The organism is Aquitalea aquatica (genome assembly GCF_013911085.1).
In the GTDB taxonomy this organism is placed as follows: Bacteria; Pseudomonadota; Gammaproteobacteria; order Burkholderiales; family Chromobacteriaceae; genus Aquitalea; species Aquitalea aquatica.
Genome location: NZ_JACERN010000022.1, coordinates 194,666 through 212,079, shown reverse-complemented (window position 1 = coordinate 212,079; position 17,414 = coordinate 194,666). Strand labels below are relative to the sequence as shown.

Sequence of the window (17,414 nt, the reverse complement as noted above, 5' to 3'; positions counted from 1 at the left end):
GCCTACCGGCCATGAATGCCTTTACCAGTTGCAACCCAGCCACCGCCGAGGTGGTGTTTACCCGTCCTGGCTGGAGCCAGGCCCAGCTTGATGATGCTCTGCAGCGGCTGAAACGCGCCCAGTCCGGCTGGGCGGCCCTGAGCGTGTCCCAACGCGCCGAGCGCATGCTGCAATTGGCCGTGCAACTGGAAACCCACCGTGAGCAACTGGCGGCGCTGGTGACACTGGAGGTGGGCAAACGCACCGCTGAGTGCCTGGCCGAAATCGACAAGTCGGCGCAACTGATACGCTATTACGCCGAGTTGGCCCCCACCCTGCTGGCTCCCCAATCCATTCCCACCCAGGCCAGCCAGAGCGGTGTTGCCTTCGAGGCGCTGGGCTGCGTGCTGGCGGTGATGCCGTGGAACTACCCCATCTGGCAATTGCTGCGTTTTGCCGTACCGGCGCTGATGGCAGGCAATACCTGCCTGGTGAAACCCGCGCCCTCGGTACCGCAATGCACCCAGTTGCTGCTGGAGCTGGTGCACGGCGCCGGGCTGGATTGCCTCGACATTGCCTGGATCGATCACCAACTGGTGGAAGAAGCCATCCGCCGCAGCGACGCCGTGGCCTTTACCGGTTCCACCCATACCGGGCGCATCATCGCCAGCCTGGCTGGCAAGCATCTGAAGAAGACCGTACTGGAACTGGGCGGCAGCAATCCCTTTATCGTGCTGGCCGATGCCGATGTCGAAGCCGCCGCGCAGGATGCGGTCAATTCGCGCTTCCGCGATGCCGGCCAAAGCTGTAATGCGGCCAAGCGCATGATCGTGGTGCCGGAAATCGCCGAGCAATTTGTTGCCGCCTTTGTCGCCGCCGCCAGCGCATTGCGCCCGGGCGACCCGCGCGACCCGGCCACCACCCTGTCGCCACTGACCCGGGCCGATCTGCGCGAGGCACTGCATGCACAGGTACTGGATGCCTGTCATCAGGGCGCCAGCCTGCTGCTGGGTGGCCAGTTGCCTCCGGCACCCGGTTTCTTCTATCCGGCCACAGTGCTGGATCATGTGCATGCCGGCTGCCGTGTCTATCACGAAGAAGTCTTCGGCCCGGTGGCCAGCATCCTGCGTGCCCGTGACGAGGCTGATGCGATCCGGCTGGCCAATGACACGCCGTTTGGCCTGGGCGCCTCCATCTATACCGCAGACACCACCCATGGCTGGGAATTAGCGCGGCAACTGGATGTGGGCAGCGTCTTTCTCAACCGCCACACCAGCTCGGATCTGCGTCTGCCCTTTGGCGGCGTAAAAGCCTCTGGCTATGGGCGCGAGCTGTCGGAGTTCGGCCTGTATGAATTCGTCAACGTCAAAACCTATTGGCAGAAATAAGCAGCACGGCGGCCGGGGTAGCGATGCGCTACACTGGCCGGCTGTTCCGCTCCTGGCCGCCCTGCACCGTTTGTCATGAAGTTTCCTCTGTCATCCACCGCCATTCTCGCCGGGCTGGTCTTGCTGGCCTGCCTGGGCTATTTCGGCCTGATTGCCACCGCCCCACCCTTGCTACAGGGTAGTGTCGCTGGCTGGCCGCGTTCCATCCTGCTGGCCTTGCTGCTGTTCCTGCTGTTTTTCGCGGTCACCCTGTGGCATATCCGGGCGCAAGACCGAAAGTCCGCCAGATGAGCCCGGCCACGGTTTTCTTCCTGTTATTCATTGTCGCCAGCCTGCTGCTGACTCGCCGGGCAGCACGCCTTACCCGTTCTGCCGATGACTTCTATACCGCCGGCGGACAATTACCGGCCTGGCAAAATGGCTTGGCACTGGCGGGAGATTTTTTATCAGCTGCCGCCTTTCTCGGCTCCATCGGCATGTATCTGGGGCAGGGCTACGATTCCCTGGTGTATGCGGTCGGTACGCTGGCCGGCTGGCCGCTGTTGATGCTGCTGCTGGCGGACAAACTGCGGGCGCTGGGGCGCTACAGTGTGGCCGAGGTATTGGCCGGCCGTTTTGACGAGCGCTCGGTACGCCTGATGAGCATCATCAGCTCGCTCACCATCACGCTGTTTTATCTGATCGTGCAACTGGTAGGCGCTGGCAAACTGTTGCAGCTGCTATTCGGCCTGCCCTATCTGGCCGCAGTCGGGCTGGTGGTGGTGCTGATGGTGCTGCAAGTGGGGCTGGGTGGCATGCTGGCCACCAGCTGGCTGCAGATGACCAAGGCCGCGCTGATGCTGCTGTGCGCACTGCTGCTGGCCGGCGGTGTGCTGCAACGCTTTGGCTACAGCGCGCCGGCCCTGTTTGCCCAGGTAGACCGGCTCAGCCATGGTCAGGCGCTGCTGCCAGGAAAATCTCTCTCCGATCCACTGGATGCGCTATCGCTGGGCCTGGGGCTTAGCCTGGGCCTGCTGGGGCTGCCGCATATCCTGCTGCGCTTTTTCACTGTGGCGGATGGCCGCGCCGCCCGCCACTCGGTGGGCTGGGCTACCGGCATCGTCGGTCTGTTTTTCCTGCTGAATATCTTTATCGGCTATGGCGCACTGGTACTGGTCGGGCCTGCAGCCCCATTCCATGACGCCGCCGGCAAGCTGCTGGGCGGTGGCAATATGGCGGCGCTGCATCTGGCCGCGCTACTGGGCGGGCCATGGCTGCAGGCACTGATTGCCGGCGTGGCCTTTGCCACCATCCTGGCGGTGCTGGCCGGGCTGGCCATGGCGGGTGCCAGTGCCATCAGCCACGATCTGTATGCCTTGTGGCTATGCCGTGGTCAGGCCGATCCACAACGGGAATGGCAGCTGTCGCGACTGGCTACCCTGCTGCTGGGCGTGGCTGCCGTGCTGTTGTCCACCCTGTTCCAGAATCTGAATATCGCCTTTCTGGTGGGCCTGGCCTTTGCCATCGCCGCCTCCAGCAATTTCCCGGTTCTGCTACTGACCCTGCACTGGCGCGGCCTCACTGCGCGCGGGGCGCTGGCTGGCGGCTGCTGCGGCATGCTGGCGGCACTGGGGCTGATCATCAGCGGCCCTACCGTGTGGGTGGGCATGCTCGGCCATGCCCGGCCGCTGTTTCCCTATGCCAACCCGGCGCTGTTTTCCGTGCCGCTGGCCTTTGCCGCTGCCTGGCTGGCCTCGGTCCTCGACAAGACGCCGGGACGCAGCATTGACGCGGCGCAGCCACGCGCCGACACTGCCAACCAAGCCCCAGTCTCATCCGGGCCAGCCATGCAGCAAACCGACTGGCCGCCAGCACAACACCGCAATAGAAAAACCACATGACCACACTGACTCTGTACGGCAACTGTTTCTCCGGCCATAGCTACAAGGTGCGCCTGGCACTGATGCTGGCCGATGTATCCCATGACTACGTTCATGTCGACCTGGCGCTGCCGCGCGCCGAACGCGCCGAAGACTTCCGCGCTGCCAGCCGCTTTGGCGAGGTGCCGGTCTTGGTGGCTGATGGCACGGCGATGTGCCAGTCCAATGCCATCCTGCAATGGCTGGCCGACAATTACGGCCGGCTGGACGGCGCTCCGGGCGAGCGCCAGCTGGTACGCGAATGGCTGTGCTGGGAGAGCAACCGCATCGGCTTCTCCCTGCCGAATCTGCGCCTGGCATGCAAGTTCTCCCCGCAGCCGGCCGAGGTCACCGCTTGGTTGGAAGCGCGTGTGCGCGATGATCTGGCCGTGCTGGACAGCACCCTGAGCGCGCACAATTATCTGATCGGTGCCACGCCGACCATCGCCGACCTGTCGGCCAGCGCCTATCTGTGGTGGCTGGGTGATGCCGGACTGGACATCGCCGGCTGGCCGCAGGTGGCCGCCTGGCTGCAGCGCATCAGCCAGTTGCCCGGCTGGCAGCATCCGGACGAATTGATGGCGGCGGACATTCCGGACTGAAGCAAACACGGGGAAGCGTGATGGAACGGCCATCCTGCATCAAACACTGGCGCGAACTGCAAGAGCCAGACAACGCCAGTTATCCGGACAGCAGCGAGTTGCTGTCCATCGGCTCGCCGCTGGGCCGCTTTTTTGGCCTGCAGCGCATCGGCATTCATCACGAACTGCTGCCTCCTGGCCGACGCACCTCCTGGCCCCATGCGGAAAAGACCGAAGACGAATTCGTCTACGTGCTGGAAGGCGAACCGGATGTCTGGCTGGATGGTGTGCTGCACCGGCTGCAGCCCGGTGACACGGTAGGTTTTCCCGCTGGCAGCGGTATCGCCCACAGTTTCCTCAACAACACCGCACACGATGTACGGCTGCTGTGCGTGGGCGACCGCGAAGACAACCAGCTGCACTACCCGCTACACCCGGCGCGCAATCGCGCGCTTGGCCCCCGTCACTGGGATGATTGCCCCGGCCAGTTGCAAGGCAAACACGACGGCCTGCCGGATGCCTTGCGCGCACAACAGGACCATGACTGACATGCCCCAGTTTCTCGCCGCCGCTGCCGCCATCATCGGGGAGCCACATCTGCTGACCCAGGCCGAAGATACCGCCCCCTACGCGCTGGACTACCGCCGTCGCTATCAGGGCCTGCCGCTAGCGGTGGCACTGCCAGCCAACACGGCAGAAGTAGCCGCGCTGCTGCAGCTGTGCCAGGCGCATCGGGTCGCGGTGGTACCTCAGGGCGGCAACACCTCCACCTGTGGCGCGGCCACACCGGATGCCTCCGGCCGTCAGTTGGTAATCGGCCTTGGCCGGCTCAACCAGCTGCGCGCCCTCGATACCGCCAACAATAGCATCACGGTAGAGGCCGGCATGACGCTGGCCCAGGTACAGCAGCTGGCTGCAGATGCCGGCCGGCTGTTTCCGCTATCGCTGGCCAGCGAAGGCAGCTGCCAGATCGGCGGCAATCTTTCCACCAATGCCGGCGGGCTGGCGGTGCTGCGCTACGGCACCATGCGCGAACTGACACTGGGGCTGGAAGTGGTGCTGCCGGGCGGTCAGGTACTGCACCAGCTGTCCGGCCTGCGCAAGGACACCAGCGGGCTGGACGTGAAGCAGCTGTTCATTGGGGCGGAAGGCCAGTTGGGACTGATTACCGCCGCCACGCTCAAGCTGTTCCCGCTCCCCACCGCCCACGCCACTACCTGGCTGGGCGTGGACAGCAGCCAGGCAGCCATCGGCCTGCTGTCGGCCTTGCGCCAGGCTTTTGGCGACCGGCTGACCACCTTTGAAATCATGTCGGAAGCCTGTCAGCAGCTGCTGGACAAATACCACCCCGGCCAACTGCCCTTCATCCAGCCGTGGGCGGTACTGGCCGAGCTATCCGACAGCGGCGACAGCCATGCGCTGCAACAGAAACTGGTGGAATGGCTGGCAACCCAGGAGATTGCCGACGGCGTGCTGGCACATAGCGAGGCCGAACGCCAGCGCCTGTGGCGGCTGCGTGAAGAAATGTCGGAAACGCAAAAGCGCGATGGCCCCAGCATCAAGCACGATATCGGCGTCCCCAGTTCAGCCATTCCCGACTTTCTGCAGCAGTGTGAAAGCGCGCTGCGCCAGTCCTTTCCCGGTGTACGCATCATTGCCTTCGGCCATGCAGGAGATGGCAATCTGCATTACAACATCAGCTACACCCGGCCGGACAATGCCCATTTGTTTGAGGACGAGGACAGTGTCAACGCCATCGTCTACGACCAGGTGTATCGCCATCAGGGCACGCTGGCGGCAGAGCATGGCGTGGGCCAACTCAAGGGCCACTGGCTGCAACGCTACAAGGACCCGGTTGCCCTGCAGCTGATGCGCAGCATCAAGCAGCTGCTGGATCCGCACGGGCTGATGAACCCCGGCAAGTGGCTGTCCGGCAGCGGCGATTAATCCAGCGCCGCCAGATCAACGGCCAGCCGGGCAAGCAGCTCCGGCCAGTCGCCAGCCTGCTGCTGACGATACAAGCGCAGTGCCGGATACCACGGCGTGTGCTCTCCCTCCCAGCCCCAGCGCCAGTCGGTATGGCTGGCCGACAACAACAGCCAGCACGGCAGCCCCAGACAACCGGCCAGATGGGCCAGCGCGGTATCCACCGTCACCAAGCCATCCAGTTGCGCCAGTAGCCCCGCCGTATCAGCCAGATCAGCCAGCCCCGCCTCGCCGGGCAGCAATTGCGGCCATTGGCCCAGCCATGCCTGCTCATCTGCCGCCACCGGCAGTTGCAGGCTGAGCCACTCGATATGGGGTAATTGCAATAGCGCTTCCAGCAAGCGGACATCCGGCAGCGAGCGGTGATGATCAAAAGGATGCCGGGCATGGCCACGCCATGCCAGCGCCAGCCGCAGCTTGCGCTGCCTGGCCGGCAAGCTGGGCGCTGGCTGCAGGGAAAAACCGGCTGGCGGCACGGCAGCCGGATCGGGCTGCAGCAGCAAGGGCAAACTCATGGAAAACACATGGCAGTCGTGTGCCGGCAAGGCCATGTCCAGACTGGTGAGCGGCAGGAATTGCACCGGGCAGGCCAATGCCATGCTGTGCAACAGGCGCTTCAGCTCCGGCCGGCATACCACGGTCAGGCGCTCAGCCTGTAGCAAGGGCAGATAGCGGCAAAACTGCAGGGCATCACCCAGGCCCTGCTCCAGCCACACCAGCAAATGCTGCCCAGCCAAGGACTCACCCTGCCAGCGCGGCGAAGCAAGAGTTGACAGGCCAAGTTCGACTGGCGGACGCAGCAGGCGGGCTTCCTGTGCCTGCCAGCCTTCATGCCAGCACCCCTGCGCCAGCAGCAAATAGCCCAGATTCTGCATATAGCGTGGCTGTTGCGGCTGGAGAGCTACCGCCTGCTGCCAGGCGGCTTCGGCACGCTCGGCCTGCCGCAACTCACTGCAGGCCAGTCCCCAGATAGATGCCTGGTGGGCATCTGCCTGCTCAAGCGGCACGTATTGCTCCAGCAAACGCATGGCAGCGCTGGCCATGCCCTGTTGCAGACAGGCCGCCGCCAGAGCCGCCGCCTCGGCGCTCGTCAACAAGGGCAAATGCAATGCCCGCTGCAACAGCTCCGCAGCTGCTAGCCATCGCCGCTGCCGCTGATACAGCAGCAGCAAATCGTGCAGCGCCACCACATGATCCGGCTGCACATGCAACAAACGACGCCAGCAGGCTTCCTCCTGCTGCGTGCGGCCATCTTGCTGATAACGCAGTGCCAGGCGGTACAGGCTGTCCTGGTGTTGCGGATCGGCAGCCAGCTCTGCCCAAAAATGCTGCTCTGCCAGCGCAGCCTCGCCACGCTCCTCGTACAGGCAGCCCAGGTTGTAATGGGCGTCGGCCACCGCCACATCCAGCTGCAGCGCCTGCTGCCAGCATTGGCCGGCCAGCTCGCCCTGCCCCAGCCTGGCCGCACAGACGCCCAGCAGATTCCACATCGGCGCATTATCCGGCTCGGCCTGCAGGCAATCCTGTGCGGCCAGCAAGGCTGCGGACAGATTCTGCTCGGCCAGCAGGGTTGCGGCACGCAGGGCCAGTGGCGACAGCCTCATCAAACAGGGCTCCTTGTACGGCAACAGACGGTAAAAAGCCGCCCATGGGCGGCTCCGGTACTGCATTTTAGCGACTTACAGGTGGAACTTGGCAAACTCGCCATTCATCTGTCCGGCGCGGCCTGCCAGGCTCTGCAAGGTGGTACTGGCCTGCTGCAGCATTTCGTCATTTTCCAGCACCCGGCTGTTGATCTGCTCCGAGCTTTGCGCAATCAGCGTGCTGGCATTGTGCTGCTCCTGGGTGGAGTGGGAAATCTCCGACATCTTGCTCACCACTTCCAGCATGGAGTGACGGATGGACTGGATGGTGGCCACCGCCTGCTGGGTCAGCACCACGCCATCGTTCACTACAGTCACCGTCTGCTGCACATCGCCCACCGCCTTGCCGGTTTCACTGCGAATGGCACTGACCATGCCGGCAATCTGCACCGTGGCCTGGGCCGTGCGCTCGGCCAGTTTGCGTACCTCGTCGGCCACCACGGCAAAGCCACGCCCCTGCTCGCCAGCACGCGCAGCTTCGATGGCGGCATTCAGTGCCAGCAGATTGGTCTGGTCGGCAATATCGCGTATCACCTCGGTGATGCCGGAAATCTGCTGTGAGCGCTGCTCTAGCGCTGCCAGCATGCTTTCCAGCGAGCGAACCGACTGCACCGTACTTTCCATACCATCGGCCAGACACAGCAGGCCCTGTGCACCAGATTCCAGACCGGTGCCGGTGGCGGTAGCCAGCTGGTCGGCCTCACGCGCATTGTCGGCAATATGGGCAATGCTGACGGTAATCTGCTCCAGCGTCGCCGCATTGGACGAGGACATGTCGGAAATGCTGCGTGCACTGTCCGCCACATCCAGCACCTGGCTGGATACCTGCCCCACACCGTCCACCACGCCGCCTGCGTTGTCGCGTAGACCACGGAACAGCGTTGCCAGCTGCGTAACGAACTGATTGAAAGCACGCGCGGTGGCGGCGATTTCGTCCTGCCCTTCGTCCTTCAGCCGCAAGGTGAGATCACCATCACCATGCGCAATATCTTCCATGGCGGCTTTCAGCGCCACCAGACCACCCAGCATGCGTCCCAACAACACCCCGGCCAGCGGAATCAGCAGGGCGAAAACCAGCGCGCTCAAGCCGGCCACGGTCAGCAGCAGGGTATTGAGCGGTGCCAGGATGTCATCCTTGTGCGTGGCCAGCCCGATCAGCCAGTCGCTGTCCGGAATGCGCTGCACGGAGAGCAACATGTCCTGCTCGCCCATGCGCATCTGCTGCAAACTGGCCGAACCGGCCAGCTCGGCCAGCTTGTCCGCCGTCAATTCGGGGGCCAGCTGGCTGATAGGCTTGAGGGTGAGCGCTGCCTGCGGATGTGCCAGCAGCTTGCCCTTGCTATCCACGATAAAGGCATAGCCATTGCCACGGATCTGTAGCGACAGCACCGACTTCACCAGGCTATCGACGAATACATCGCCACCGACCACGCCCACCTGGCTACCGCCATGGCTGATGGGCGCGGCCACGGTAATGGTGAGTTTCTTGCTGGCCTCATCCACATAGGGCTCGGTCACGATCGGCTTGCCGGCGGCCATGGCCTGCTTATACCAGTCGCGCTCGGTCACCTTGTAGTCGGCCGGGGCAGTCCAGTCGTCGGAAAACAGCGAGTGGCCATCGGCAAAACCGGCGTAATTCACATTGAAACCGGCCTTGGCTCCCACCTTGAGAAAACGCAGGGCATCCGCCTCGGTCGCCACGCTGGCCTGGGCGGCGATTTCCTGCTTTTTCTCATCCAGCCAGGTTTTCACCACAGTGCTCTGGCCCTTCAGCGCAGAGTCGAATTCGTGATTCAGTCCGCTGAGAATTTCACCCCGCATCTGGATGAACACGATCAGCACCAGTACCAGGCCAAACAGCGCCATCAGCAAGGCGTTGAAAGCAATCAGTTTGCTGCGCAAGGATTTCATGTTTCCCCCTTACCGGACGGGTGCCGGACTTGTTTTAACCATCATGACCGGGGCAGGCTTGCTGTGCGGAATAACCGGCCCTTCATCTATCTTTGCATTAAATTATGAAATACTTATTTACAATTTGATCCAGAACAGTAAAGGCGGTTTACAGCAGGCAATGCTATATCAGGCCTAGTACAAGGCAGCACAAATGACACAGCAGCCGGCATGGCTGCTGACAGTAGGGGCAGGACAAGCAGGCAAAAAAAATCCCCTGAGGGTTCTCAGGGGCCAACACGAGGAAGAAACATCTGGCTGGGGTTACCAGCTGATGCTTCGAGGGGCTAACACCACAAAAGGCCTTGCGGCCTTCAGTGCGATGCACAATTTAGCGCAAAAGCTCTATTCTGTCCATTCAATTCAGCGGCTTAGACCCGCTAACAAAACCCCCGCGCCTGCCTTGCGCCTCCTTGCCCTACTCTTTGTACTGTCTGCGTCGGCGCGCCTTGGCCCGGGTTCTCTACGCGCTTTTGTTAGCAGTTCTTAGCGCTCATGCCCACTGGTAATCCTTGAACATTTCACGCAATTTCATCTTCTGCAGCTTGCCGGTGGCGGTATGCGGCAGCTCGTCCAGGAACACCACGTCATCCGGCGTCCACCACTTGGCAATCTTGCCTTCGTAAAAGCCGATCAGCTCTTCGCGGGTGGCGCTGGCACCGGGCTTGAGCACCACCACCATCAGCGGACGCTCGTCCCACTTGGGATGCAGCACGCCAATAGCGGCGGCTTCGGCCACTGCCGGGTGCCCCACCAGGATGTTTTCCAGTTCGATGGAGCTGATCCACTCGCCACCAGACTTGATCACGTCCTTGGTGCGGTCGGTAATCTTCATGTAGCCATCACGGTCGATGGTGACCACGTCGCCGGTATTGAACCAGCCATCCTCGGTATGCGAGTCGTCCAGCTCACGCTTGAAGTAGCGCGACAACACCCAGGAACCCTTGACCTGCAGATTGCCAAAGGCCACGCCATCGTTGGGCAGCGGTTTGCCTTCATCATCGACAATACGAATGGCCACGCCGTAAATCGGCCGGCCCTGCTTGGTTTGCAAGCCGCGCAGCGTCGGGGTGTCACAGCCCTTGTGCTTGAACTTGGGGGTGCTGGTGGTACCACAGGGCGACAGCTCGGTCATGCCCCACAGCTGGCGCAGTTCGGCACCATGCTCGGCCAGTTGATCGACCATGCTTTCCGGCGCAGCCGAGCCACCGACGATAACGCGCTTCAGGCTGTGAATCTTCAGATGATTCTTCTGACAGTGCTGTAGCAGCATCATCCAGATGGTGGGCACACCGGCGGCCATGGTCACGCCTTCGGACTCGATCAGCTCGTACAGATTGACGCCGTCCATCTTGGGGCCGGGCAATACCAGCTTGGCACCGTTCATGGTGCAGCTGTAGGGCAGGCCCCAGCCATTGACGTGGAACATCGGCACCACCGGCATGATGGCACCCTGGGCCGAGATATCCAGACTGTCCGGCAGCGAGCTGGCAAAGGCATGCAGTACAGTGGAACGGTGCGAATACAGCACACCCTTGGGGTTGCCGGTAGTACCCGAGGTGTAGCACAGGCTGGAGGCGGTGTTTTCGTCGAAATCCGGCCACTGGTATTGGTCGCTGTGGCTGTTGACCAGGTCTTCGTAGCACAGCAGGTTGTCCAGCGTGGACTCGCGCGGCATGTGGGCGCGGTCGGTCAGCAGCACAAAGTGCTGCACGGTGGTCAGTTCGGCGGCAATCTGCTCGACGACGGGCAGAAAGCTCAAATCGAACATCAGGACTTTGTCTTCGCCGTGATTGATGATGTAGCTGATCTGCTCGGCAAACAGGCGCGGATTGACGGTATGGCAGATAGCACCGGAGCCGGAGGTGGCAAAGTAGATTTCGTAGTGGCGGTAGCCATTCCAGGCCAAGGTGCCCACGGTATCGCCGTGCTGCACGCCAAGGCCGGCCAGGGCATTGGCCAGCTGCCGGCTGCGGCGCGCTGCTTCACGGTAGGTATAGCGGTGAATCGGGCCTTCCACGGTGCGCGACACGATCTCGCTATCGCCATGGTAGGTTTCGGCATGTTGCAGCAGGGCGGAGATCAGCAGCGGCTGCTCCATCATTTGTCCACGCATCTTGTTTCCCCTCTATTGTCGTGGTTTGGAATGCATCAAAAGACCATAGGCATTTTGGGGCATTTGCTCCAATCACATTTTCTGATGCAAACAGGAAAGACCTGCTGATGAAAACAGAGGTTTACAGGGAATAAGACAGGAAGCTTCCTAGCGCTTGCTTGGCAGAAAAGATGACAAAGCATTGCTGCAGCAAGGCTGCCACCGGCCCGCCTGCGATGCATTCCACCCGGCCGGCAACTCCACTGCAAAGCTGCACGACAAGCAGCTTGCCAGTTGGCCACCCATGGCACTGTGCTGGCAATACAACAGCTGATGCGTTTTAGCTTTTCACGGGGCGCTTGGCCAGCATGCGTTGCAAGGTGCGTCTATGCATGCCCATGGCGCGGGCCGTCGCCGAGATATTGCCATCGTTCTCGTTCAGCACTCGTTGCAAGTGCTCCCAGGTGACCCGCCGCAGCGACATCGGCTGCGGCGCCAGCGGCAGCTCCGGATTGGCCATCACCTGCTGAAAAGCCGCCAGGATGTCATCCACCGTGGCCGGCTTGGCCAGATATTGCACCGCGCCCAGCTTGGTCGCCTCTACCGCGGTGGCGATACTGGCATAGCCGGTGAGCACCACCACCGCTGCATGGGGATAGCACTGCCGTAATGCAGGCAATAGCCGCAAGCCACTTTCACCTTCCAGATTCAGGTCCAGCAGGATGCGCAGCGGTGGCTCATCGCGCGCTTGCAGTGCGCCAGCGCCATCTGCGGCACACTCGACACGAAAGCCCCGCCGCGTCAGCGAACGCGCCAACACCATGGCAAAAGCCTGGTCGTCATCAACCAGCAGGAAATCCAGCGCCATGTCACGCCTCCCCTTGCAAGGGCAACCGCACGCAGGCGTGCACGCCACCCTCGGCACGGTTATCCAGGGTCAGCGTTCCACCCAGCCGTGCCAGCGTGGCGTGGCTGAGCATCACCCCCAGCCCCATGCCGGCCGGCTTGTCCGAATCTTGCGGTGCCAGGCCGGCGCGCTGCAATTGCTGCGCGCTGAGGCAGCCTTCGCGATTGATGATGTCCAATTGCAACTGCCCCTCCGGCAAGGATGCGATCACCGTCAGCTCGCCACCACCTGCCTCGGCCGCATTATTGATCAGATTGAAAAAGGCCGGCCAGAATGCCGCATCCAGCCGCACCAGCGGGTCGGCTCCGGCCGGGGCCTGCCATTCCAGCCGCACATCCGGCCGCAAGCTACGCCAGCCGGACAGCTGCTGCGCCAGGGTGGCAAACAGCGCAATGGTAGCACCCTGTGGCTGAATGCCCTGCTTCAGCCGCGTCAGCGCCTGGGCACAACTACCCAATTGCGCCCGCATCAGTTGCAGGTCCTCGCACAGCGGCTGATCGGCCGCATGCTGCTGCAGCATGTCATCCACCAGCAAGGTCAGGGTATTGATGGGCGTGGATAGCGAATGCGCCGCACCAGCCGCCTGCATGCCCACTGCCAGCAGTTGTTCATCGCGCAGCTGGGTTTCCCGTGCGGCCGCCAGCGCCGCCTCGCGCGCCGCCAGCTGGCGGGCCAGCCAGGACACAAAGCTGGTAATCAGCAGCGCCGACAGGGCAAAGGTCAGCCACATGCCGACCAGATGCAGGGAAAAGGCATAGGCCGCATCGCTGCCCTGCAAGGGCCAGGGCAGATGCCAGCCAAACAGCGCGGCATAAGCCAGCATGCTGAGCAAGGACAAGCCCCAGGCAAACAGGCCGGGTGACAGCAAGGCAGCAAACAACACCGGTGGCAGATACAAGGAGGCCAGCGGATTGGCCGCGCCACCGCTGAAAGCCATGCATTCGGTCAAAGCCAGCACATCCGCCAGCAAGCCCAGCCGCAGTAATGGCAAGGCCGGACTGCCGTGCAGCAGCCGCTTGCTCAGTACACCATTGAACAAGGCCAGCGTGGCCAGTGCCTGCAGCAGCAACAGCCAGGGCAGTGCCAGACCTGTCAGCCAGCACAGCAATAGCAACAGGCCACCAGCGGCCAGCATCAGCCAGCGCAGACGGGCAATCAGGCGCACCGCATCCGGCAGATCGGCAACCAGGCGGGAAGAAGAGGAAAACAGTTGGGCCAGCATGGCCGACACTTTAGCATCCCGCAGCGCCAGTGGTGGCTGCGACATAATGCCGCACACCCCCAACTGGCATGGCCAGAGGCTGATACCGGCGCGGCGCAGCCCATGACCGCGGCAACTGGCCGCGATGGTAGCTGCCCCGCTCGTCGCCGCCCGGCCAGTCTGCTAGTCTTGCAACACTTTTTGTCGAACTGTGCCGGATGAAACATTTGAAACTCGCAGGCTGCGGCCTGATCCTGTTTATCGCGCTGGGGCCACTGGTGGGCTTGCTGGCCAGCGGTGTGCTGCCCTTGCTGGCCTACATGATCGGCGCGCTGCCGGCCGCGCTGGCCGGCATATTGCTAGTGCTGCTGCGCCTGTCGCTGGATAGCGGCATCAGCCGCTGGCAGCAAAGCTGGCCACGCTGGCGACTGCTGGCTGTGGCCGCCCTGCCCGGCGCACTGACCGGCGGGGTGATCACCCTGTATTACAGCCGCTGGCTACAGCCGGCGCTATACGACCCGCTATTCAACTATTATGTCGGCGCCGTGGCGGGCGGGGTATGCAACGCACTGTTCTGGCTGTTGCGCAGCCAGCCCGAGCCAGGCCGCTGATCGGCCACACCTGCGGCAGGCGACAAAAAGAAAGCCCGCCTGGTCGGGGCGGGCAATAACACCTTGGAGTGCGTCCCGGCAGGCTTGGACCTACCGGCGTATCTGGCACCAACAATACGCTGTTGCAAATGCCAGGCCAATGCGACAGATTGCCGCAGTGTCTCAGTCGGCCTTGCACAAGCGTACCTGCAGGCCACCACTATCGCGGTTTGCCAATGTCAGGCTCAGCCCATGCAGGCTGGCAATGCGCTCGACAATGGACAAGCCGAGCCCGCTGCCCGCCACATCCTGTCCGGGGGGCCGGAAAAAACGCTCATGCACCCGATCCAGCCATTCCGGCGCAATACCCGGCCCGTTATCCCGCACCACAATGCCAGTCGCCGCTGCCTGCAACTCGATGCAGGCACCGGGCGGGCAATAGCGCACCGCGTTGTCCAGCAGGTTGCGCAGCATCAGCGTAAGCAAGGTGGCATCACCACTCAGCGGCAAGACCTGCGCTGGGTTGTCCTGCCATTGCAGCTGTAGCTGTAGCTGCATATTGTTGGTGGCCGCAACTGCGGCGACATCGGCCATGGCATCGCCACAGACAGTGGCCCAGTCCACAGGCTGCGCGGCTGGCAAACCCTGTAGCGGATCCAGCCGGGACAAGGCCAGCAATTGCTCCACCAGCCGGGTGGCCCGGCCAATGCCCTGCTGCAACTGCCGCAGCGCATGCTGGCGGCCGGTCTCATCCGGCATCAGCGCCATGACCTCGGCCTGTACCTGCAAGGCCGCCAGCGGCGTGCGCAGCTCATGTGCGGCATCCGCAGTGAAACGGCGTTCGTGCTCCACCGTGTCGGCAATACGGGCAAATAGCGCATTCAAGGCACGTACCATGGGCAATACCTCGCCCGGTACGTCTTCAGCCAGCGGGCTACTATCCAGCGCACTGCGGCGGCCAAGGTCGGCGGCCACCTGCTGCAAGGGCCGCAAGCCCTTGCGCACCGCCCACAGGATCAGCAGCAGCAATACCGGCAAACCCAGCAACCACGGCAGTAGCTGCCCTTGTATCACCTTGAGCACCACCTCATGGCGCAGCTTCTGCCGCTGCCCTACCGCCACCAATCGTGAACCATCCGGTGCCGGCAGATAGAACAAGCGCCACTCATCCTTGTCACCATGGCCGCTCACCGTATAAAACCCGCGCCGGCCAGCCTCAAAGCTGAAATGACGCCCCTTGCCATCACTCAGCAGCAAATCACCGGCCTCATTCCATACCGCTACACCAATATCATCATCTTCGGCATCACCACGATCGCCGCCGCGAATCAGCTTCTTGGTCTTGGGCAATACCGGCAGCGGATCGTCACCATGCTCGCCCATGTTGACGCTGAGCAATTGCCGGGCAAACAGGGTGAGTTGGGTATCGTACAATTCGTCCACTTCATGGTGGGCGACATAGGCGGCCACCGCAGTAGACACCAGCCAGATCAGCGGTACGGTAATCAGCAGCAGCACCGCCAGACGGCGCTGCAAGGTGCGCTGGCGCTTGATCATTGCAGCTCGCCCAGCGCATAGCCGATGCCACGCTGCGTGCGGATAAAACCAGCACCCAGTTTTTTGCGCAGATGGTGGACATACACCTCCACTGCATTGCTTTCCAGCTCCTGCCCCCAGCCGTATAGCTTTTCTTCGATCAACTCACGCGACAATACCCGCCCCTTGCTGGATAGCAGCAGCTCCAGCAGGGCCAGTTCGCGCGCGGTCAGTTCCAGTGCCTTGTCATCCAGCCAGGCGGTGCGGGCAACCGGATCAAAGCTGACCGCACCATGCACCAGCCGGCTCACGCTCTGACCATGGCGCCGGCGAATCAGCGCCCGCAAGCGTGCCGCCACTTCACTCAGCGCAAACGGCTTGACCAGATAATCATCCGCGCCGGCATCCAGCCCTTGCAGGCGCTCGTCCAGCGTATCGCGGGCAGTCAGCACCAGTACCGGCACATCCTGTCCAGCCTGACGCCAGGCGGCGAGGATATCCATGCCATCCATGCCGGGCAGTCCCAAATCCAGCACCACGGCATCAAACGGGGCAGCCGATAGCGCGGCCAGCCCTTCCCGCCCCTGGCGAAACCAGTCGACCACGAAACCCAGCTGGCCCAGCCCCATTTTGAGGCCGTCACCAATCAGCGGATCATCCTCCACCACCAATATGCGCATGTTTACTTCCTTGTTTCGAACTCCGGCTCAGGCATGGCCTGCTCGCCGCCGTCCGGCGGCATGGGCTTGACGCCGGTGACCATGGCCTTAACCAGATTGACGCCACCCAGCCGGCTCATCACCAATGCCGCCAGCACATGCAGACCGACACTGCCAATCAGGATATTGGCCAGTGCCTCATGCAGCTCCTGCATGCCGTCATCGCCCCAGAAGGCATCGGTGCCCAGCAGATAACCGCTCACGCCCAGACTCAGCACCAGCGCCATCAGCCACAGCATCATCAATGCACCCAGCGGGTTATGCCCGGCATGGGCATCCAGCCGTCCCTGGCGCATATCCTGCCAGTGTGCCCGCAAGCGGCGTGGCGTAGGAAAGAAATCGGCAAAACGGGCATGCCTGCTGCCCACAAAACCCCATACCACGCGTGACAGCACCAGAGCAGCCGCCAGATAACCAGCCCAGCGATGCGGGCCTTCACCATCTTCCAGTACGAAATAATTGCCCAGCACACAGGCCGCCAGCGTCCAGTGAAACACCCGGACAAAACGGTCCCACACCTTGATTCCCTGTGTATTGTCAGCCATCAATCTATTTCCTTTCAGCAAAAGAGCAGGCCGGCGCCTGATGGCCGCCGGCTCTCCCGCACCGGGAACGTGCCCCGGCATGCAACACCTTATTGCTGTACTTCGCTCTTCACCGGCTTGCCGGTCTTGGTATCGAAGTAGATTTCCACTTTCTTGTCATCCTTGTTCTTGCCATAGATCTCGTAGCACTGGCCGCTCACCTTGAACTTGTCGATCTTGTAGCCCTGGCCTTCCAGCTGCTTCTTGAAATCTTCCTGCTTGATCCACTCGCTCTTGGGGTGGGTTTCACACTTGGCACCAGCAAAAACGGCAGGGGCAGCAAAGGCAGCGAACAGGGCGGTCAGCAACAGTTTTTTCATTTCTCGAATCTCCAGGATTAAACCGGTTCATTCCGGT

Annotated in this window: 16 protein-coding genes; 7 read left to right on the top strand and 9 right to left on the bottom strand. The window is 62.4% G+C overall.

Annotated features, from left to right (window positions below; all coding sequences use genetic code 11):
* The first annotated feature begins 11 nt into the window (after positions 1 to 11).
* From H2Z84_RS06870 to H2Z84_RS06845, 6 genes are all read left to right on the top strand, one after another.
* The gene (locus tag H2Z84_RS06870; RefSeq protein WP_181835316.1) at positions 12 to 1,367 is read left to right on the top strand and encodes an aldehyde dehydrogenase family protein; all 1,356 of its coding nucleotides are present in this window, start codon (positions 12 to 14) and stop codon (positions 1,365 to 1,367) included.
* A gap of 75 nt (positions 1,368 to 1,442) precedes the next feature.
* Entirely contained in the window at positions 1,443 to 1,658 is a 216-nt protein-coding gene (locus H2Z84_RS06865) for a DUF485 domain-containing protein (RefSeq protein ID WP_181835315.1), read from the top strand.
* Complete coding sequence (locus H2Z84_RS06860) at positions 1,655 to 3,247, top strand: sodium:solute symporter family transporter (protein ID WP_181835314.1); 1,593 nt, start codon at positions 1,655 to 1,657, stop codon at positions 3,245 to 3,247. Before H2Z84_RS06865 ends, H2Z84_RS06860 begins: the two co-directional genes overlap by 4 nt.
* The gene (locus H2Z84_RS06855; protein WP_181835313.1) at positions 3,244 to 3,867 is read left to right on the top strand and encodes a glutathione S-transferase family protein; all 624 of its coding nucleotides are present in this window, start codon (positions 3,244 to 3,246) and stop codon (positions 3,865 to 3,867) included. The genes H2Z84_RS06860 and H2Z84_RS06855 overlap by 4 nt, the downstream gene beginning before the upstream one ends.
* A gap of 20 nt (positions 3,868 to 3,887) precedes the next feature.
* Entirely contained in the window at positions 3,888 to 4,394 is a 507-nt protein-coding gene (locus H2Z84_RS06850) for a cupin domain-containing protein (protein ID WP_181835312.1), read from the top strand.
* Between the two features lies 1 nt (position 4,395).
* Positions 4,396 to 5,793, top strand: a complete 1,398-nt coding sequence (locus tag H2Z84_RS06845) for an FAD-binding oxidoreductase (RefSeq protein WP_181835311.1) — start codon at positions 4,396 to 4,398, stop codon at positions 5,791 to 5,793.
* Here the strand turns inward: H2Z84_RS06845 and H2Z84_RS06840 are convergent.
* The 5 genes from H2Z84_RS06840 to H2Z84_RS06820 all read right to left on the bottom strand — a co-directional run bounded on the left by H2Z84_RS06840 (position 5,790) and on the right by H2Z84_RS06820 (position 13,694).
* On the bottom strand, positions 5,790 to 7,436 hold the full coding sequence (locus tag H2Z84_RS06840; protein ID WP_181835310.1) for a tetratricopeptide repeat-containing glycosyltransferase family protein: 1,647 nt from the start codon (positions 7,434 to 7,436) through the stop codon (positions 5,790 to 5,792). The genes H2Z84_RS06845 and H2Z84_RS06840 overlap by 4 nt on opposite strands.
* 75 nt (positions 7,437 to 7,511) lie before the next feature.
* The gene (locus tag H2Z84_RS06835; RefSeq protein WP_181835309.1) at positions 7,512 to 9,386 is read right to left on the bottom strand and encodes a methyl-accepting chemotaxis protein; all 1,875 of its coding nucleotides are present in this window, start codon (positions 9,384 to 9,386) and stop codon (positions 7,512 to 7,514) included.
* 532 nt (positions 9,387 to 9,918) lie between these two features.
* The gene (locus tag H2Z84_RS06830) at positions 9,919 to 11,541 is read right to left on the bottom strand and encodes a 3-(methylthio)propionyl-CoA ligase (RefSeq protein WP_181835308.1); all 1,623 of its coding nucleotides are present in this window, start codon (positions 11,539 to 11,541) and stop codon (positions 9,919 to 9,921) included.
* 319 nt (positions 11,542 to 11,860) lie between these two features.
* Positions 11,861 to 12,388: a response regulator transcription factor gene (locus H2Z84_RS06825; protein ID WP_181835307.1), complete on the bottom strand. Its 528-nt coding sequence runs from the start codon at positions 12,386 to 12,388 to the stop codon at positions 11,861 to 11,863.
* Position 12,389: 1 nt separating this feature from the next.
* A complete protein-coding gene (locus H2Z84_RS06820; protein WP_258869320.1) occupies positions 12,390 to 13,694 on the bottom strand; it encodes a sensor histidine kinase in 1,305 nt (434 codons plus the stop codon).
* A 152-nt stretch (positions 13,695 to 13,846) separates the two neighbouring features.
* Between H2Z84_RS06820 and H2Z84_RS06815 the strand changes: the two genes are divergently transcribed.
* Positions 13,847 to 14,239, top strand: a complete 393-nt coding sequence (locus tag H2Z84_RS06815; RefSeq protein ID WP_181835306.1) for a hypothetical protein — start codon at positions 13,847 to 13,849, stop codon at positions 14,237 to 14,239.
* Positions 14,240 to 14,401: 162 nt separating this feature from the next.
* Here H2Z84_RS06815 and H2Z84_RS06810 read toward each other — a convergent pair whose 3' ends face one another.
* The 4 genes from H2Z84_RS06810 to H2Z84_RS06795 all read right to left on the bottom strand — a co-directional run bounded on the left by H2Z84_RS06810 (position 14,402) and on the right by H2Z84_RS06795 (position 17,377).
* Positions 14,402 to 15,775 (bottom strand): ATP-binding protein, encoded by a 1,374-nt coding sequence (locus H2Z84_RS06810; protein ID WP_181835305.1) that lies wholly within the window; start codon positions 15,773 to 15,775, stop codon positions 14,402 to 14,404.
* Complete coding sequence (locus tag H2Z84_RS06805) at positions 15,772 to 16,434, bottom strand: response regulator (RefSeq protein WP_181835304.1); 663 nt, start codon at positions 16,432 to 16,434, stop codon at positions 15,772 to 15,774. Before H2Z84_RS06805 ends, H2Z84_RS06810 begins: the two co-directional genes overlap by 4 nt.
* A gap of 2 nt (positions 16,435 to 16,436) precedes the next feature.
* Complete coding sequence (locus H2Z84_RS06800; protein ID WP_181835303.1) at positions 16,437 to 17,018, bottom strand: cytochrome b/b6 domain-containing protein; 582 nt, start codon at positions 17,016 to 17,018, stop codon at positions 16,437 to 16,439.
* 89 nt (positions 17,019 to 17,107) lie between these two features.
* On the bottom strand, positions 17,108 to 17,377 hold the full coding sequence (locus tag H2Z84_RS06795) for a PepSY domain-containing protein (protein ID WP_124642133.1): 270 nt from the start codon (positions 17,375 to 17,377) through the stop codon (positions 17,108 to 17,110).
* Positions 17,378 to 17,414: the final 37 nt, after the last annotated feature.

Bases quoted from the DNA above. Each gene is read 5' to 3' on its own strand.
- H2Z84_RS06860 (WP_181835314.1), top strand. From the start codon at position 1,655: ATGAGCCCGGCCACGGTTTTCTTCCTGTTATTCATTGTCGCCAGCCTG.
- H2Z84_RS06835 (WP_181835309.1), bottom strand. From the start codon at position 9,386: ATGAAATCCTTGCGCAGCAAACTGATTGCTTTCAACGCCTTGCTGATG.
- H2Z84_RS06825 (WP_181835307.1), bottom strand. From the start codon at position 12,388: ATGGCGCTGGATTTCCTGCTGGTTGATGACGACCAGGCTTTTGCCATG.
- H2Z84_RS06830 (WP_181835308.1), bottom strand. From the start codon at position 11,541: ATGCGTGGACAAATGATGGAGCAGCCGCTGCTGATCTCCGCCCTGCTG.
- H2Z84_RS06805 (WP_181835304.1), bottom strand. From the start codon at position 16,434: ATGCGCATATTGGTGGTGGAGGATGATCCGCTGATTGGTGACGGCCTC.
- H2Z84_RS06800 (WP_181835303.1), bottom strand. From the start codon at position 17,018: ATGGCTGACAATACACAGGGAATCAAGGTGTGGGACCGTTTTGTCCGG.
- H2Z84_RS06840 (WP_181835310.1), bottom strand. From the start codon at position 7,436: ATGAGGCTGTCGCCACTGGCCCTGCGTGCCGCAACCCTGCTGGCCGAG.
- H2Z84_RS06855 (WP_181835313.1), top strand. From the start codon at position 3,244: ATGACCACACTGACTCTGTACGGCAACTGTTTCTCCGGCCATAGCTAC.
- H2Z84_RS06815 (WP_181835306.1), top strand. From the start codon at position 13,847: ATGAAACATTTGAAACTCGCAGGCTGCGGCCTGATCCTGTTTATCGCG.
- H2Z84_RS06795 (WP_124642133.1), bottom strand. From the start codon at position 17,377: ATGAAAAAACTGTTGCTGACCGCCCTGTTCGCTGCCTTTGCTGCCCCT.
- H2Z84_RS06845 (WP_181835311.1), top strand. From the start codon at position 4,396: ATGCCCCAGTTTCTCGCCGCCGCTGCCGCCATCATCGGGGAGCCACAT.
- H2Z84_RS06820 (WP_258869320.1), bottom strand. From the start codon at position 13,694: ATGTCGCAGCCACCACTGGCGCTGCGGGATGCTAAAGTGTCGGCCATG.
- H2Z84_RS06865 (WP_181835315.1), top strand. From the start codon at position 1,443: ATGAAGTTTCCTCTGTCATCCACCGCCATTCTCGCCGGGCTGGTCTTG.
- H2Z84_RS06850 (WP_181835312.1), top strand. From the start codon at position 3,888: ATGGAACGGCCATCCTGCATCAAACACTGGCGCGAACTGCAAGAGCCA.
- H2Z84_RS06810 (WP_181835305.1), bottom strand. From the start codon at position 15,775: ATGATCAAGCGCCAGCGCACCTTGCAGCGCCGTCTGGCGGTGCTGCTG.
- H2Z84_RS06870 (WP_181835316.1), top strand. From the start codon at position 12: ATGAATGCCTTTACCAGTTGCAACCCAGCCACCGCCGAGGTGGTGTTT.